The following is a 14,999-nucleotide window of genomic DNA, read 5'->3' as shown; positions in this document are numbered from 1 at the left end:
GCTCATGCGGACGCGCGACGGACCAACTGCCACGAAACGCTGAAAAGGGTAGGTATTGCGCCCGGTGTTGCCGAGATCAATGAGATCAGATGATCGGCAAGATGGTCGTAGTGGGCAGTTTCGGGGCCGATTGTCGTCAATGCCGGATGACTGAATTCGCCCTCGTCGATATTGCCGCAGCCGATGACTGCAATGTCGCCGGGCACGGAGAGGCCGGCCTCCTCGAATGCGTGCAGGGCGGTCACGGCGGCAAGATCGGATTCGACGAAAAGCGCGGTCGGCCGATCCTTGCGGGCGGCCAGCGCCGTAGCATTGGCAAACGCAGCCTTGCGCGCCTCTGCACCGCCGATCACCAGGTCGTCTCGCAGCGGAAGGCCGCGTGTTTGCAGGAAGCTGCGATAGGCGGCGAGACGGCTCCCGTCCACCGCTTGCTCATGCACCATATAGGCGATGCAGCGATGGCCGGCTCGGTAGAGGTAGTCGAGTGCCTCGAAGACGGCCCTGCCGGTATGCTGGCGCACAACCGAGAAGCCTGCCGGCTCGATGGTCGGATGGAAGATCACCGCTGGCCGGCCCGCGGCCGCCAGGCGCGCGGCCAAGAGCATCACCTCGGGCTCGGAGAGATGCTGCCAGTCGGCGATAATGCCGTCTGCCAGCCCGCTCTCGATTTCCCTCACGATCCGGTCGGTTCGTTCGCAGGTGTCTCCCGCGGTGATAATTGTCGAAAATCCCCTCAGCGCCGCTCCAGATTGGATATCCTGCGCGATCCGGTCGCTGAACGGCACGCCGAGACGAGGCAGTACAAGGCAGATTCGCTCGGCCTGCTGGCGGCGCAGCTGCCGCGCGGTGCGGTTTTGCACATAGTTGAGCTCAGCGACGGCCTCGAGGATGCGCTGCCGCGCCCCCTTGCCGACGAACTTCAGGCGCGTGCTGTCGCCGCTGAGCAGGTAGGACACGGCAGCGGTCGATACATTGGCGCGCCGGGCGACATCGGCCATGGTCGGCGCCTTTCTGCGATCGGGACTTCTCTCGTGCATTGTTGGATCCGCTGCGCGACGTGACATGATCAGCTGTCGCTCAGCCGGATTTCATTCCAGCTTCCATGCCCGGCGGCAAGGATCTCGGGCCTTGCCTCGCCGGCCTCCTCCATCAGGGCAACGATGCGGCCTCGCAGCCATGCACGCGTCGCTGCGTGATCGGGCGAAGCTATGAGATTGATTAGTTCGTTTGGATCGGCATCGAGGTCGTAGAGTCTCGCCTCGACATAGAAATCGCTGCCGGAATCCCGCCAGCCGTCTTTTCCCGGTGCCTCGACCTCATATTTCCACCGTCTGGTGCGCAAGGCGCGGCCGACATGGTGCTCGCTGATTTGAATGAATATCTCGTCGCGCGGCGGCCGTTCGCCCTGCAGTGCGTCGAGCAGCGAGACGCCCTGCATCGAATTGGGCACTTTCAGGCCGGCCGCGGCGAGCAGGGTCGGCGCGAGATCGACGAGGCTGACCAGGCCTTCATATGTGCCGATGCGCTGGAAGCCGGGGCCGTGGAATAGCGTCGGCACGCGGATCGACGCCTCATGACAGGAACGCTTGTATTCGTTGTTGCGAGTCTTGAAGTGACATCCGTGGTCGGAGGTGAAGAGGATGATCGTGTCGTCAAGCCGGCCAAGGCTGTAGAGCGCCTCGATCAGCCGTCCAAACGCCTCGTCGAGGCGTGCGACCATGCCCAGATAGCCGGGGAAATGTTCCGCTGTCGTGCCGCCAAGTGCGGCGAGATCGCCGGGAATGGCGAGCTTCTTGCGGATCCTGTCCTCGTATCCGAGCGGGGCAGGGTAGTTGTCCGTCTGGTTCTGGTGATGCGGCTCGAGGAAGGACAGGAATAGAAAGAACGGCTCGTCTTCCCTCGATGCGACATAGCGGATTGCAGCGTCGGTTAGGGCATCGACGCGGTATCCCGGCAGCTTCACCGCCTTGCCGCCATTGTCGTGGACGACGGTGTCGAAGGGGCCGGAAGTGAACTCCAGGATGTTGGAGGCCAGCCAGTAGCGATAGCCGCCGCGTTGTTCCTGGGTGACCGGCTCGGCGGACCCCAGGTGCCACTTGCCGATGTAGGCGGTGTCATAACCTGCCGCGGTGAAATGATGCGCGAGCGTGCGCTCGCTCTTCGGCAGTGGGATGTCGTTGCGGTAGCAGCCGGTGATGGTCGGGTACCGCCCCGTCTGGAATACGGAGCGGGCGGGTCCGCAAACGGGCTGGCAGGTAAACGAATTCGCCACGAACGTGCCGGTCCCGGCGAGGCGGTCGAAATTTGGCGTAAGCTCGAGCGGATTGCCATGGACGCCAACGGTGTCCCAACGCTGCTGGTCGGTGAAGAAGACGATTACGTTCGGTCGGCGGGACGTCATAGGGTGCAATGGCTCCGAATGGTCATTTCATGCCTGCCAGCATCACGCTGCGGACGAAGTAGCGCTGCGTGAAGAGGAACAGCAGCAGGCTCGGGATGAAGAGAATGATCCCGCCCGTCGCCGTCAGGTTCCACTGGGTGAAGAATTCCTGGTTGAAAAGCGTCAGTCCCGTCGTGATCGGCCGCATTTCGGTGGTGTTGACGGCGACCAGCGGCCAGAGGAATTCGTTCCACTGGAACACGAAGGTGAGGAGGGCCAGCGTCGCCAGTGCCGGACGGACCTGCGGCAGCACGATGCGCCAGTAAAGGCCGAGTTCCGAGCAGCCGTCCATCCGTGCAGCGTCAAGCAACTCGTCGGGAATCGGACGGATGAACTGCCGCATCAGGAAGATTCCATAGGCGCTCATGGCGAATGGAAGGATAAGGCCCTGATAGGTGTTGAGCCATCCCATCCGCGCGGTGAGCACATAGAGCGGGATCATGCGGATGAAGAATGGGATCATCAGCGTAGACAGCACCGCGACAAACATGACGCGCTTACCGGCGAATTCCATCTTCGCGAAGACGTAGCCGATCAACGGATCGAAGATCAGATGGAGGAAGGTAATCCCGCCGGCGATGATGAAGCTGTTGAGCGTGAAACGCGCGAACGGCGCCTTCTGCCAGATGTCGATGTAATTCGTGAATTGCCACGTCTCGGGGATCAGAATCGGAATGCCGCTGAAGACGTCGGCATCGCTCTGCAGCGACAGCGAAAGCATGTAGAGGAACGGAAAGATCGACAGCGCCACGCAGAAGAGCAGCAGTAGGTAGGACGGGAGCGTTTTTGCCAATGTCATGCCAACCTCAATAGGTGGTTTCGCGGTTGAGCAGGCGGAACTGAACGAAGGTGATGGCCAGGATCAGCAGGAACATCAGGAAAGACAGCGCCGAGGCGTAGCCGATGTTGAGCTCGAAGAAGGCTGCCTCGAACACGTGCAGGCTGAAGAACCGCGTCGCGTCGGCCGGTCCGCCCTTGGTTATCAGGTAGGCCGGCGCCAGCTCCTGCAGTTGGCTGATCGTGCTGACGACCGCGATGAACAGCGTGGTCGGCGTCAACAACGGCCAGGTCAGATAGCGGAATTGCTGCGTCGGCGTGGCGCCGTCGATGGATGCGGCATCATAGAAGTCGGACGGGATCGACTGCAACGCGGAGAGGTAGATCAGCATGGCATAGCCGACATCCTTCCAGACCGTGATGGCGATGAGGGTCGGCAACGCGGTCGAGGTGTCGCCGAGCCAATTCTGGGTCGGCAGCCCAAGCTCGGCGAGGAAGCTGTTCAAGATGCCAGTGTAGGGATCGAGAATTGCCTGCCACATCAACGCGACGATCACGAAGGAGGTGATGTAGGGAAAGAAGATGATTGCGCGGATCAGAGTGCGCCCCGGGATCGGCCGGTTGAGCACGACCGCCAGTCCGAGGCCAATGGCGATGCTGGCCGCAGTGACGCCTATCGCGAAGGCCAGCGTCACGAAGAGCGACTGCCGAACGCGCGCGTCGCCGAGCGCAGCAACGTAGTTGTCCAGTCCGGCGAATCGGCTCTCGCCGATCAGCGGCTGGCCGCTGTACAGGCTCGCCCAAAACTCCAGTCCTATCGGATAGAAGAAATAGACCGAGAAATAGAGGATTGCTGGCGACAGCAGCAGGTAAGCGAGAAGCGTTTGTCTGGTGCGCCGGCTGAAGCGGGCAGCTCGCCGGGTCGGCATCGCGCCGACGCGAATGTCCGTATCGGCCGTATCGGTGCTGCCGCTGATAAACATCGGCCTAGTTGTTGGCCAGGATGACGTTGGCCTCGGCCGCGAATTTCGGCATGATCTCGGCTGCTGGCTTCTGATTGTAGATGATATCCTCGAGCGCACTTTGCAGAAGCTTCTCGATTCGCGCGTGCTTGCCGGTGAGGCGCAGCTCGGCGGTGACGTCTTGCGCGTAAGGCAGGCATTTGCTGAAGCTGCCGATGACCGGATCGGCCTGAACCTCGGCGTTTTCGGCCCAGGATTTGCGCGGCATCGTCATGCCCGCTTCCTTGGTAGCCGCTAGTTCCGTGTCGAGCGCGACGAGCCGCTTCAACAACTCCCAGGCCTCCTTCGGGTGCTTGGCGTCCTTAGGGATCATCACGCTGACGCCGCCCGCGAACGTCGCCTGCACCTTGTGCTTGAGTGATGGCGCAACCGCCCAGTTGAGCTTCGGGTTGCCCGAGCGAATCGGCTTCACGTCCCACGGACCGGTTATGATCATTGCGACCCGGTTGGCCGTGAACAGCTTTTGCGGACCCTCATAGTCAGCACCCGCCGCCGGCTTGGTCGCTGCTTTTTCCTTGTGGATCAGGTCGGCGAGGAACTGGATCGCTTCGATCGCCTCAGGACTGTCGAGATTGACCTTGTTTGTCTTGGGATCGTAATAGCTTACGCCGTTCTGCAGCAGCCACGACGAATAATATCCGATGCTCGGGTTGGGAGCGAAGCCGAAGCGGGCGCCGGTCGTCGTCGCCTTGGCAACCTTCAGGAACTCCTCCCAGGTCGCAGGCGGCGCGTCGAAGCCCGCCTGCTTAAGCATATCGACGTTGTACACGAGGGTGGCGCAGGTGAGGTGGATCTGGACGCCATAGTACTGGTCGCCGAGTTTGTTGCGCTCGACGGAATAGGCTTGCCAGTCGTCGGGATAGCCGATCGCCTTGCCGTCTTGTTCGATGAAGTCGTTCAGCGGCCGCAGCAGATTCCGCTGGCCGAATTCCTGCACCCAGCCGCCGGGTTCGGCGACGAGATCGGGCGCGCTCTTCGCCGCAAAATCCGCCACCAGCTTGGTGCGCATATCCGGCCACTGGAATTTCTCCCACTGCACCGACCATCCGGGATGATCGGCCTCGAACTTTGCTATTGCATCGGCATAAGCTTGATAGGCGTGGCCGGCGTTCCAATAGAGCGTCAGGGTCTCGGCATGGGCTGCACTCGCGGTCGTCAGGGCCACGCCTAAAACCACACCGTGCAGGAACCCGACTGACTTGTAGCGGCGCATCTTGGTCTCCTCCAGGTTTGCCACCGCCTTCCTCACAATGGATGGCGACATATTATTCGATTAATATACCCGCTATACCGCAGTTTTTGTCAAGCTCCGACTGTAATGCAGTGCATAGTTCTGGCCGAACTCGGGCGGAGCTATCTACAGCGCGCGATGCCGAAGTTGCTGCCGGTACCCGGTCTGGACGATCGCGGCCTAACCTGGAAAGATCGTGAAACCGCCATCGACGCGGATTACCTGCCCGTTGATGAAGCGCGCGCGCGGACCGGCGAGGAAGGCAACCGCTTCGGCGATCTCTTCAGGCTCCGCATACCGGTTCAGCGATTTCTTGCTCGAATCCATGCGCTGTGGATCGACCACGCGGCTCGCCTGGAACCGTGCGGTCTTGGTGGCGCCGGGGCTCACCGCATTGACGCGTACGCCATCGTCGATCAGTTCCTTGGCGAGGCAGCGCGTATAATGGACGACAGCCGCCTTGAGCGTCGAGTAGACCACCTCGGGCGAGCAGCCGATATGCGCTGCCGCCGAGGCGATGTTGATCACCGAGCCCGAGCCACGCTTGACCATCGGCGGAACGAACGCCTGGCAGACCAGCATCGTGCCGATGAGGTTGTTCTCGGTTAGAACCTTGATGTCTTCGTAGTCGATGTCCAGTGCGTTGTTGGGATTGGGCTTTACGCCCTTGGCGCCGATGTCGCCGCCGGCGCAGTTTACCAAGACGTGCACGTCGCCGAGCTCCGCCTCGATCTTCCTCTTCATTTCCGCGACAGCTTGCTTGTCGCCGATGTGGCCGGTGACCGCGGTGATGCGCGTCCCGTGCTTCTCCAAGCCCCTGGCAGAGTCGCCGAGGTCCGCGAATTCGCCATATTGAGATGGCCGGGCCCAATCGAGGTCGTGGACCGCGACGTTTGCGCCAAGTTCGGCCAAGTGGTCGGCCATCACGCGGCCGAGGCCGCGTCCCGAGCCGGTGACGAAGGCGGTCAGGCCGCTGAGTTCTCGGGCAGTCATGCTGATTTCTCCATTGCAATGAAATCGAATTTCATCATGTTGGCGGCGCTGCGCCGGATCATGTCGAGCTCGTACGAAACGAGCGCACCGTCATCATCGCGCTCCCATGGCGTGCGGTAGTCGGCGTCGTCCGCAAGGCGGTTCAGGCGCGCAGCGCTCAGGCAGGCCGCGAATTCGCGGGCGGTCTTCGGCGCATATCCGTTCCACCAGTCGTCGGTGAGACAGCGAACGTGACGGGCCTCCAGCGCGCCGGGCTCAAGCACCGCCGTCAGCGTGTCGTGGTGCTCGCCAAGGATGGCTGCCACTTCGGCGAAAGGCACGGCGCCGTCGCCGATCGCGCAGTGGACCAGGCGATAGCCCTCATCCGTGAACTGGACGCGATAGTCCTTGAGGTGAACGTGGCGGACATGGGGCGCGATCCGGCGCGTGAAGGCAAGCGGCGCCTCGCCGACAGGAAAGGTGTTGCCGGTGTCGTAGGTGATGCCGACACCCGGCCCGCCAAGTTCGCAGAACGCAACCAGTTCGTCGCTGCCGAAGTCCTGATGGTTCTCGATGCCGAGCACGCGTCCCTCGGCCGCCGCACGCGGCCCCCATTCCGTCAAGGCAGCGCGAATCGTTGCGTTGAACTCGCTCCATTTCGGACCCCACGCATTGCGGTCGCCGCACAGGACAGGCGTCAGTGCGATGCGGATCGTCGTCGCCTCGAGCAGGCGCGCAGCCCGGAAGGCGGTGTCCAGCGGACCTGCCACCAGCAGTCCGCCGCTCACCACCGGGACGATGTCCAGCGCGGCAAGACGCCTGCGCAGCGCGACGATTTCGGCGTCAGTCAAGTCGGTCAACCAGGGTTCGTAGATCTCGAGCGTGCGTGCGCCCAGTTCCTGCCCCAGCGTGATGAAGCCTTCCAGCCCCGCGCCGTGCGGATTGTGCCGCGGCGTGCCGCGGCCCTGCAGTCCGAGATGATAGGTCAGTCCGTAGGGGTTGAGGCCGAGACGAAGCATCAGCTTGGCGGTTCCAATGGAGAGCGGAGAGGCGTCACTAGCGCAGACCGGCATCGACGGTAATGGACTGTTTGGTGATCATGCGGCTGTCGTCGGCTGCCAGGAAGAGCACCGTGCGTGCAATCTCCTCGCCCAGCAGGACGCGGCGGATCAATTGCCGCTGCACCGTCTGGTCGACTGCCTCCTGCGTCTTGAACCACAGCTCGCGCTGCCGCTCGGTCATGACGGCGCCGGGTTCGATCGCATTGACGCGGATGTTATCCGGTCCGAACGACCGCGCCAACGCACGCGTCAGCGCCACCACGGCCCCCTTGGCGGTGGCATAGGCCACCATCTGGTCCGCTCCGAACCGCCAGGCAATGGAGGAGAAGTTTATGATCGAGCCGAAGCCGAGTTCCTTCATATGCGGATGCACTGCCTGCGCGGCGAAGAAGTGATGCCTCAGATTGATATCGAAGCTGCGGTCCCAATAGTCGGCCGTTATCGCGTCGAGGGGATGGCGCTGATCATTGGCTGCGTTATTCACCAGGACGGCGACCGGACCAAGCCGCGCGCGTACGCGTGCTACCGACGCCTTTAGCGCATCGACGTCGGTCACATCGCAATGGAGATATAACGGAGCCTGCCCGGCGGCACCAGCGAGCTCGCGCACCAACGCCTCCGCTGGTTCGTCCTGCACATCGAGAAAGGCTATCCGGGCGCCGTTCGCCACGAAGGCGCGGACCATATCGGCGCCAATACCGGAGGCGCCGCCGGAGATCAGCACGACCCGATCGGTCAAGCTTGGATAAGTCGCGAATTGTACGGACATCAAACTACAGAAGCGCCTTGGTTGTTGGATCGAACAGACAGGCGCGCGACATGTCGATGCCGAGCGTTATCGTCTCGCCCATGACGGGAGCGTCATCCGGCTCGAAACGGCCGGTGATCTCCAGGTCACCCAGCCTGAGCACGGCAAGCGTCTCGGCCCCGGTAGGCTCGACCAATTCGACCGGCGCCTGCATGGACGCTACAGCAGGTTTGCGCGACTTCAGATCGGTCGTGAAACGGTAGATGTGTTCCGGCCGGATACCGAGCACGACGTCCTTTGGCGCGCCGGCGGGCATCGGCGCGGCAAGGGCGAGGCTGACGTCGCTGCCGTCAGCGGCGCGTACCGAGATGCTGGTCGAGCCCGTAAGCCGGGCGGGAATGAAATTCATCGCCGGCGATCCCATGAAACCGGCAACGAACATGTTGGTCGGCCGGTCGTAGATCCGTTTCGGCGTGTCGAACTGCTGTACCGAGCCCTGGTTCATCACCGCAATGCGGGATGCAAGCGTCATCGCCTCGACCTGATCGTGGGTGACATACACCGTGGTCTTGCCGACGCGATGGTGAAGCTTCTTGATTTCGGTACGCATGTCGACGCGCAGCTTGGCGTCGAGGTTGGACAAGGGCTCGTCGAACAGAAACAGCTTCGGGTCGCGCACGAGGGCACGCCCCATCGCAACGCGCTGCCGCTGGCCTCCCGAGAGCTGGCCGGGCTTGCGTTTAAGCAGCTGTTCGATCTGCAGGAGTGCGGTAACCCGCTGGACAGCTTCCGCCTGCGCCGCTTTTGGCACGCCGCGGCTCTCCATGCCGAAGGTGATGTTCTGGCGCACCGTCATGGTGGGATAGAGGGCGTATGACTGGAACACCATCGCAATATCGCGGTCCTTGGGTTGCACCGAGTTCACCAGCCGGTCGCCGATCCATATCTCGCCCGACGTGACGGTTTCCAGTCCGGCGATCATGGCGAGCAAGGTTGATTTGCCGCAACCCGACGGGCCGACAAGGGCGACGAATTCTCCGGTCTTAGCCTCGAGATCGATGCCGGCAAGAATCTCGAGCGAGCCGTAGCTCTTGTGAAGGTTGCGGATCATCAACGCGGACATGGGCGACGCCTCATTTTATGGCGCCCTGGGTGAGGCCGCGCACGAAGTATTTTCCACCGAACAGATAGATCAGCAGCGGAGGCAACGCGCCGATCAGCACGGCTGCGCTCATCACATCGTAAGCACGCGCGGTCGTGCCGCCGGCCGTGAGCGCGACCAGTGCCGCTGTGATCGGCTGCTGCTGGCCCGATGTGAAGACGACGCCGAACAGATACTCGTTCCAGATGCCGGTGAACTGCCAGATGACGGTGACGATCAGGATGGGCGGCGACAGGGGCAGGATGATCTTGCGGAAGATCCGCCAGAACCCGGCGCCGTCGATGCGTGCCGCCTTGATCAGGTCGTCCGGTATGCTGACGTAGAAATTGCGGCAGAACAGGGTGGTGAACGAGATGCCCTGGACGACGTGGATCAGCACCAGCCCATATGTGGAATTGGTCAGGCCGAGCTTGCCGAGCAGGAACGCCCACGGCATCAGCGAAATCTGGCCGGGCATGAATACGCCGAGCAGCATCAGATTGAAAATCAGTTCAGAGCCCCTGAAGCGCCATTTGGAGAGGATGTAGCCGTTCATGGCGCCGAGAATGGTCGAGATGATGGTGGCGGGGATCGTCATCGCCAGGGAGTTGAAGAAATTGCGCTTCATTCCCTCGCAGGTACCGCTGACGCAGTAGGATCCCCAGGCCTGCGCCCACGCATCGAACCGGAAGCTGCGCGGTACGGAGATGAGGCCGTTGCGGGCAATCTCCGACTGCTCGCGCAATGAGTTGAAGATCACTACCAGCAGCGGCACGAGATAGACGACCGCGAAAAGCGTCAGCACGGCATAGACAAGGAAGCGGCTCCAGAAATGCCGGCGCGTGGCAGCGGCTTCTTCCGGATCAAAACGGGCATTAGGGGCAATTTCAACCATTGCGGCCCTCCGCTCGCCGGCGCCAGACGATCCACAAGGAATACGGCACCAGCACAACCGCGACCGCAGCGAGCATCATCATCGCGGCGGCGGCACCTTCGCCGATTTGGCCGCGCTGGAACATCAGGTCGTAGACATAGATGGCGGGGAAGGTGGTGGACACACCTGGGCCGCCTCGCGTCAACGCCGCCACTAGGTCGAAGGTCTTGATGGCGAATTGTATCTGAATGACCGCCACCGCCAGGAATATCGGAGTGATGGTTGGCAGGATGACCCTCCGATAGGTCCGGAATACCGACGCGCCGTCGATTTGCGCGGCTTTGACGAGATCCGGATCGACCGACCGCAGACCGGCCAGGAAAAGTGCCATTGCGAAGCCGGACGACTGCCAGATACCGGTTATGATCACCGCATAGATCGCAGTGTTGCGGTTGGCCGTCAGGGCGAAGCTGAAGTCGGTCCAGCCAAGTCCGCGAACGAAGGCCTGGATACCATCGACAGGATTATAGAGCCAACTCCACACCGTACCGGTGACGATGAAGGACACCGCCAACGGGTAGAGAAAGATGGTGCGCCAAACCGCCTCGCCGCGGACGCGCTGGTCGATCGCGATCGCGAGCAGCAGGCCAACGGCCATCGAGCCAACGATATAGAAGCCGCTGAACAGGAAGAGATTGGTATAGGCGATGTTCCAGCGCCGGTTTGCCCAGAGCGAAGCGTAATTGTCCAAGCCGACGAACCCATAGGTCGGCAACAGCGACGAATTGGACAGCGAGATGTAGAGCGTCCAGAGCGTGAAGACGAAAACATAGATGAAACTCGCCGCTATCGACGGCGCCAGCACCAGAATGGGCACCATCGTGCCCAGGCGCTCGCGCCACGGACGGGCCGCGGCAGCTGCGGCTGGTACAATCAGATCATGGGTGGACATCGGGCTGCTCCGGCGAGGTCTGGCCGGGAGCTTCGCCCCCGGCCATCATCGGCAGCGTCACTTCTGCGCTTCGGCCGCATCCGCCATCGCATTGGCCGCGTCCTGCGCACTCATATCCGGCGTTGCTACAAACTCCGTGATGCTATCCATTATTGCGCCGCGGACCTTTTGCGGAACCGTCATGTTGTGCGCCATCGAACGCACGAGCGTGCCGGCGGCGATCGAGGCTTGCAAATCCTTTTGCGAGAGTTGCTGGCAGGGATTGAAGCCGTTCGAAAGATCGACATCGAGGCGCGCCGGAATGGACCCTTTGGTCTGATTGAAAATGGTCTGGAATTCGGGCGACAGGATGATGCTGGCAAGCAGCTTCTGTCCCTCGATATAGTCCGGGTCCTTCTGCTTGAAGAACACGACCGAATCTGAATTCAGGATGAAGCCCGGCTTGCCCCAATCGGTCGGCGCCTGGGCGCAGACATAGTCGGTGCCCTCCTTGAAGCCGCCGGCCGTCAGCAGGCCGATCGTCCAGTCGCCCATGATGTGAAAGGCGGCCTCGCCGCGGCCGACCAGATGCGACATGGTATCCCAGTCACGCCCGTTCATGCCAGGGTCCATGTACTTCGAGGTCATGGTGCGGAACTGCTCGAAGGCCTTGACCATGCCGTCGCTGCGCATGGCGTCGACGTCGCCCTCGACGAAGGCTTTCTTGTAGAGATTGAGGTCCTGACCGTACACGACCACTTCGAAGACGGTCGAGTCGGTCCAGTCGGCGGTCGAGTGCGAAATGCAGATCTTGCCGCTGGCCACGATCTTGTCGCAGGCGGCATTGAATTCCGCCCATGTCTTCGGCATCTCGGTGACGCCCGCGTCCTTCATGACCTTCGGCGATGCCCACAGCCAGTTGATGCGGTGGATGTTCATCGGCGCGGCCACCCAATTCCCGGTCGGCTTCATCACCGGCAGCAATTCGGGAGCGACGACCTTCTCCCAATTTTCCGCTTTCGCCAGGTCGTCGAGATTGGCTGTCATGCCCGTCTCGTTCCATTCGGCGATCTCGGGGCCCTTTAGCTGCACAGCGGGAGGGGCGTTGCCGGCGATCACATCGGCACGCAGTTTGGCCAGGGTATTGGCCGTATGGCCCGCGATGGAGGTCTGCTGCCAGGTGCCACCCTTGGCGGTAAACATCTCGCCGAGCTTGGCGATAGCCTGGGCGTCCGATCCGGTGGCCCATTGATGCAAGAGGTTGGTCTTCGGCTCCGCGAGGGCTGTTCCGGTAATCAAGGTGAGGGCGGTAGCGGCCGCAAAGGCCGTCCTCAGGTATTTCATCGTTTCACTCCCATATATGATGCACGGTTCGTATCGACCGCTTGTGGCCCGCGATTTGAGGTCGTGGCCGGCGAGATGCAGTAATCTCCGTTCTTTCCAAGATGACATATCTGGGCTATCAGTCAACGTGCTTTGTGCCCATCATGAACAAACCTTCGCTTAGAAATTGGCTAATCGACAGGCCGTCCGCGTCGCCGGAGAGCCTGATCGTCCGATGCCTGCGCGAGCGCGGCGTGCTTTCTGCGTCGCAAATTACCCGCATTACCGGTTTGGCGCGGTCGACGGTTTCAACCGCGCTCAATGGCTTGAGAAAGTCGGGGATGGTAATCGAATCCCCGGCCCATCATGACGCGGCGAGGGGTATTGGCAGGCCTGCCACGACATTGACGCTCAATCCCGCTGCGGGCACCTGCGTCGGCATCCATCTGGGCCTCGACGAGATGCGGTGTGTCGTCGCTGACGTCTCGCATTCTTTCGTTGCCGAACAAACCATCCCCATGGGTCTGGACTACCAGCCGCAACAAGCGGCCCAGCTCGCCAAGTCAGTAATTGCCCGATGCTATGAAGAGAACGGTCTGCCGATGGCGGGGCTCCTGGGGGTTGGGGTCTCCGTCTCGGGCCCAGTCAGCCGCGAAGGAGTGGTGCTGCGCGCGAGTATCGTTCCGACCTGGGCCGGGGTCAACATCCGCGATGTGTTCGGGCCGGTCCTCGAACAGCCGATCTTCGCCGACAATGAGAGCAACTGCTCGGCCATTGCGGAGCTGATGTGGGGTGCGGCCGTCGGCCAGGACGACTTCGTGTTGTTCAAGGTCGATCTGGGCGTCGGCGGGGCCATTGTCCAGCACGGTCGGCTGGTGAGCGGCATCGCCGGCGGCGCCGGCGAATTCGGGCACATCAGCATCGATCCCGGCGGCGACCTTTGCCGGTGCGGCAATCGAGGATGCCTGGAGCTCTATGCCAGCTTTGCCCGACCGCTCGAGCAGATTTCGCGCATCGTGCGGCGGCCGGTCACGATGGACGACGTGATCATGATGGCCGAGCAGGGCGACGTGAGGGCGCTGCGGATGATCGAGGACACCGCCGAGTTCGCCGGCCGTGGCCTTGGCCTGATCGGTTCGGTTCTCAATCCGCCGCTCATCATCATCGGCGGCCGCATGGCCTTGGCGGGCGACATTCTCCTGGCGCCACTGATCGCATCATATGAACGCCACACGCTCATCAAGTCCCGCGATGTGGCGCCTGCGCTGCGCACGCGGATAATCGTTGGCAAGCACACGGAGAACGACGCATTGCTCGGCGCGGTCGGCCTCGTGCTGCGTCACAACAGCCGACTTCAGTGACCCGGCTTGCTTCGGGTGGCGCTCTGAGGCTCGTTGTTCCAAATCGATGCGCACCCGCATCACAGCCAAGTCCCTCCGGCCTTTGGACTGGTTCACTCTGGCGCGTTAGAGCGTGGCCGATGATGAGCGTGCCGAGAGGTGTCATAAGGATCGAGTGGTTTATGGTGTTAACGGGCAAAGCTTGGGAGCAGTCGTCAATGCCATATTGCTGCAGCAGGCCAAGCCCCACCCCTCGCCCGGCCGGGAAAACCGCAAGATGAAGCAGAGCGGAGTTGTCCTGCCGCACGGTGCTGAGCGGGTGGTGCCGGCTCTCGGGATCGACGTCCATGTGTGGCGGGTTGCCCTCGATGCTCCCCTTTCGCGGTCGGACATGGCCATGCTCAATCCAGCTGAATTGACCAGGGGCGGCCGGTTTGTTTTCGAGCAGGATCAGCGGCGCCATCTGGCAGCTCATGCCGGCTTACGCCGGGTGCTATCCATGTACACCGGCCGAGCGCCGGGAGAGCTTGATCTGCGGGAGACCCCACAGGGAAAGCCGTTCCTTGCGGACGGGCGCCTCGCCTTCAACCTTTCGCATTCGGGGGAGCTTGCCCTTGTGGCTGTGGCTGCCGCCGGGCAAGTCGGCGTCGATGTCGAACGCGTCGCCTCGCGGAGCGGCGAGATGTCCATAGCCCGTTCTCTGTTCGCGCCCGGCGAGATCGCACAACTTGAGTCACTGGCGCCAGAGGCCCGCCGCCTCATGTTCTGCCGGCTTTGGACTTGTCGCGAAGCCGTGCTCAAGGCTACCGGCGTCGGCCTCTCCGGGGTCGGACTCGAGATTGGGATGGACGGGAGCGGCGAGGCCTATATCTTCTCGCCGCCGCTGGAATTGGTTGAACCGCTCGGGCTCATTGAGTTCCGCCCAAGCGCGCACCACGTGGCCGCCGTCGCCTGGAGTGCACGCGGTTCTCAGGCCGTCGCACGCCGCTTCGATTTCGACTTGGGATTGCCTTGACGCTCCGGGACCTCGGTGACCCCTGTTGTTGGCGACGAGGATTGAGCGGACGGGTTCTCTTCAAAAGCAGTCAGATCGGCCTAAAAACTAGTCAAATTGGCCTAAAAAGTAATCAAATCGGCTT

Annotated in this window: 14 protein-coding genes; 2 read left to right on the top strand and 12 right to left on the bottom strand. The window is 62.1% G+C overall.

Annotated features, from left to right (window positions below; genetic code table 11):
- Positions 1-2: 2 nt before the first annotated feature.
- From NKH41_RS02420 to NKH41_RS02365, 12 genes are all read right to left on the bottom strand, one after another.
- The gene (locus tag NKH41_RS02420) at positions 3-998 is read right to left on the bottom strand and encodes a LacI family DNA-binding transcriptional regulator (protein ID WP_352767199.1); all 996 of its coding nucleotides are present in this window, start codon (positions 996-998) and stop codon (positions 3-5) included.
- Between the two features lie 68 nt (positions 999-1,066).
- Positions 1,067-2,401 carry a sulfatase family protein gene (locus tag NKH41_RS02415; RefSeq protein WP_352767201.1) on the bottom strand — a complete coding sequence of 445 codons (1,335 nt, stop codon included), beginning with the start codon at positions 2,399-2,401 and terminating at the stop codon, positions 1,067-1,069.
- Between the two features lie 22 nt (positions 2,402-2,423).
- Positions 2,424-3,239, bottom strand: coding sequence for a carbohydrate ABC transporter permease (locus NKH41_RS02410; protein ID WP_352539303.1), 816 nt, complete (start codon positions 3,237-3,239; stop codon positions 2,424-2,426).
- A gap of 7 nt (positions 3,240-3,246) precedes the next feature.
- Complete coding sequence (locus tag NKH41_RS02405; RefSeq protein WP_023675501.1) at positions 3,247-4,200, bottom strand: carbohydrate ABC transporter permease; 954 nt, start codon at positions 4,198-4,200, stop codon at positions 3,247-3,249.
- Between the two features lie 4 nt (positions 4,201-4,204).
- Positions 4,205-5,452, bottom strand: a complete 1,248-nt coding sequence (locus NKH41_RS02400) for an ABC transporter substrate-binding protein (RefSeq protein WP_352767203.1) — start codon at positions 5,450-5,452, stop codon at positions 4,205-4,207.
- A gap of 198 nt (positions 5,453-5,650) precedes the next feature.
- Positions 5,651-6,463 (bottom strand): SDR family NAD(P)-dependent oxidoreductase, encoded by an 813-nt coding sequence (locus NKH41_RS02395; RefSeq protein WP_352767204.1) that lies wholly within the window; start codon positions 6,461-6,463, stop codon positions 5,651-5,653.
- Positions 6,460-7,461, bottom strand: coding sequence for a sugar phosphate isomerase/epimerase family protein (locus NKH41_RS02390; protein ID WP_352767206.1), 1,002 nt, complete (start codon positions 7,459-7,461; stop codon positions 6,460-6,462). Before NKH41_RS02390 ends, NKH41_RS02395 begins: the two co-directional genes overlap by 4 nt.
- A 37-nt stretch (positions 7,462-7,498) precedes the next feature.
- Positions 7,499-8,242 carry an SDR family NAD(P)-dependent oxidoreductase gene (locus tag NKH41_RS02385; protein WP_352932019.1) on the bottom strand — a complete coding sequence of 248 codons (744 nt, stop codon included), beginning with the start codon at positions 8,240-8,242 and terminating at the stop codon, positions 7,499-7,501.
- Positions 8,243-8,276: 34 nt separating this feature from the next.
- Positions 8,277-9,374 (bottom strand): ABC transporter ATP-binding protein, encoded by a 1,098-nt coding sequence (locus NKH41_RS02380; protein WP_352448125.1) that lies wholly within the window; start codon positions 9,372-9,374, stop codon positions 8,277-8,279.
- Between the two features lie 10 nt (positions 9,375-9,384).
- A complete protein-coding gene (locus NKH41_RS02375; RefSeq protein WP_352702898.1) occupies positions 9,385-10,287 on the bottom strand; it encodes a carbohydrate ABC transporter permease in 903 nt (300 codons plus the stop codon).
- Positions 10,280-11,218 carry a carbohydrate ABC transporter permease gene (locus NKH41_RS02370; protein ID WP_352767210.1) on the bottom strand — a complete coding sequence of 313 codons (939 nt, stop codon included), beginning with the start codon at positions 11,216-11,218 and terminating at the stop codon, positions 10,280-10,282. Before NKH41_RS02370 ends, NKH41_RS02375 begins: the two co-directional genes overlap by 8 nt.
- 57 nt (positions 11,219-11,275) lie before the next feature.
- Complete coding sequence (locus NKH41_RS02365) at positions 11,276-12,541, bottom strand: ABC transporter substrate-binding protein (RefSeq protein ID WP_352932015.1); 1,266 nt, start codon at positions 12,539-12,541, stop codon at positions 11,276-11,278.
- 101 nt (positions 12,542-12,642) lie between these two features.
- On the opposite strand from NKH41_RS02365, the gene NKH41_RS02360 reads away from it, so the two are divergent.
- Both NKH41_RS02360 and NKH41_RS02355 read left to right on the top strand, forming a co-directional pair.
- Positions 12,643-13,881: an ROK family transcriptional regulator gene (locus tag NKH41_RS02360; RefSeq protein ID WP_352469619.1), complete on the top strand. Its 1,239-nt coding sequence runs from the start codon at positions 12,643-12,645 to the stop codon at positions 13,879-13,881.
- A 112-nt stretch (positions 13,882-13,993) separates the two neighbouring features.
- Positions 13,994-14,875 (top strand): 4'-phosphopantetheinyl transferase family protein, encoded by an 882-nt coding sequence (locus NKH41_RS02355; RefSeq protein WP_352767212.1) that lies wholly within the window; start codon positions 13,994-13,996, stop codon positions 14,873-14,875.
- The last annotated feature ends 124 nt before the right edge of the window (positions 14,876-14,999 follow it).

The sequence above is a fragment of the Mesorhizobium sp. M1169 genome (assembly GCF_040318345.1).
GTDB lineage: Bacteria > Pseudomonadota > Alphaproteobacteria > Rhizobiales > Rhizobiaceae > Mesorhizobium.
The sequence above is the reverse complement of the archived record's forward strand: the minus strand, read 5'-3'. Positions and strand labels throughout refer to the sequence as shown.